Genomic DNA, 1,748 nt, shown 5'->3' on the forward strand with positions numbered 1-1,748 from the left:
CGACACTCTCGTTGCTGCGCAACATCTTCCATGATCAGCGGCAGCGGACGCTGGCCATCGCGGTCTGGGCCACGATGTTCTCCGTCGGCTCGGCTATGGGGCCTGTCATCGGCGGCTGGCTGCTAGAACACTTCTGGTGGGGCTCAGTCTTTCTGATCAACCTGCCGGTGATGGTGGGGCTCCTCGTCCTGACGCCGTTGCTGGTACCGGAGTCGCGGAATCCGAGCCCGGGTCGATATGACCTGCGCAGTGCCGGGCTCTCCCTGGTGGCCATGCTCTCGGCCGTATACGGCATGAAGACGCTGGCCTCGCATGGTGTGGGCGTGCCCGGCGTGGCCGCACTGATGGCCGGGTTCGCCTTCGGTGTGGTGTTCGTCCGCAGACAGCGGAAGCTGGCGGAGCCATTGCTCGACCTTCGGCTGTTCAACAACCGAGGGTTCAGCACATCGGTAGCGACGAACCTCTTGGCGACGATGGCGTTCATCGGGGCGCTGTTCTTCATCACCCAGTATCTGCAGATCGTTATCGGCCTCAGCCCGCTGCGGGCCGCTCTCGTGCTGGTGCCCGGATTGACGCTGGCGATCTTCGCCGGGCTGTTCACCGTGCGGCTGATGCGCCGCGCCGGCATCGGGACGCTCTTGTTCGCCATGTTGCTGATGGCTGCTGTCGGATACTCGCTGATGACGCAACTTCCAGGCGGTTCGACCTCGGGGGCGTGGCTGCTGGCGGTTGGCTTCACGCTGGTGGCTGCCGGATTCGGCGCGGCCAACACGGTGACCAACAACACCATCATGGCAGTGGTGGCGCCGGAGAAGGCGGGAGCCGCGTCGGCGATCTCGGAGACCGCCTACGAAGTGGGCGCGGCGATGGGGACCGCCGTCCTCGGCACGGTGGTGACCGCCGTCTACGCGGCGAAACTGCAGTCCGTGCCCGGAGTGCCGGAGGCGATGATGCAAGAGGCTCGGCAGACGCTGGGCGGAGCCACCCACGTCGCCGAGGATCTGGGTGGCGACGCCGGTGCCGCGCTCCGGGTCGCCGCGGATGCTTCGTTCACGAGCGCGGTCAACGTGACCAGCGTGATCGGGGTCGCACTTGTGCTGTACGCGGCGATTCAGGCGTATGCCGTCCTTCGTCGTCGTAGCGCACGGTGAGCCTCGGCACGATGACGAGCCCAAGACGGATCTGACGGCGGCGACACCTACCAGTTTCAGCGCAACCAGGCACGTTGCGTGAGCAACTCCGCCAGGCGGTCTGCGAGTTCGTTGAGCCGCTCCGATCGTGGTCCACTGCCGGCAATACCGAACCCGTGACGACGGCCCCAGAACGCGGCCTGAACGGCATGGAACTTGGGCCCAACGCTGGACGCGTTCGCGATCGAGTTCCGCTGCCTCGGCAAAGATGTCCAACGCGCGGTACAGGGCCTTGCGCACGTCGTCTGCTTCGAAGAGCGTCAGTGCGCGCGACTTCAGTAGCGTGCCGACTTCGTAAGCGGGGTCTCCTGCGTGTCCCTTGGGGTCGATGGCCAGCCATGGCTCACGGTGAGCGCGCAGGATGTTTCTGGCGTGGAGATCACCGTGAATGAGGGTGTCCGGCTGGACACGGCCCAGCTCGCGCACGGTCGCCACAGCGGTGTCGACCGCGGAATGCGAAAGCGTGTGCGTCAGCTTCTGGGCATCAGTGCGCAGCCGCTCCTCCCAGACGTCCGCCTGCTCCCGCAGCCGGGGCAGATCCGGCGGCGCAGGGATCGC

1 protein-coding gene and 1 pseudogene are annotated in these 1,748 nt (G+C 66.3%); one reads left to right on the plus strand and one right to left on the minus strand.

The annotated features are described in order from the left end of the window. Positions 1-1,151 (plus strand): MFS transporter (locus ELR45_RS21335; protein ID WP_240759980.1); only part of this gene is annotated, 1,151 nt, incomplete at its 5' end. A gap of 56 nt (positions 1,152-1,207) precedes the next feature. Here the strand turns inward: ELR45_RS21335 and ELR45_RS42865 are convergent. Then, positions 1,208-1,748, minus strand: a pseudogene (locus ELR45_RS42865) (aminoglycoside phosphotransferase family protein); the annotation flags it as partial.

This window comes from Phytoactinopolyspora endophytica, assembly GCF_004138495.1.
In the GTDB taxonomy this organism is placed as follows: domain Bacteria; phylum Actinomycetota; class Actinomycetes; order Jiangellales; family Jiangellaceae; genus Phytoactinopolyspora; species Phytoactinopolyspora endophytica.